This window comes from Pyxidicoccus sp. MSG2 (assembly GCF_026626705.1).
Lineage (GTDB): Bacteria > Myxococcota > Myxococcia > Myxococcales > Myxococcaceae > Myxococcus.
Genome location: NZ_JAPNKC010000001.1, coordinates 1,860,827 through 1,861,031, shown reverse-complemented (window position 1 = coordinate 1,861,031; position 205 = coordinate 1,860,827).

Here is a 205-nt window from a genome sequence, read left to right as displayed (position 1 = left end):
AGGGCTATGCGTATTCCAGGGAGTCGCGCGTGCCGGCCTCGGGGCGTCTGCTCGACAGCAAGCGACACCAGCCAGGCCGGCCTGAACGCGAAACCACGAGAATCTCCAGCAGGGGGACAGTGAAACGAAATAACTACGCGATTGCGAGAATAGCCCTGGACGCGAGCCTTTCTCCAATCCCGTCTGACGGAGACAGAGGGGCGGA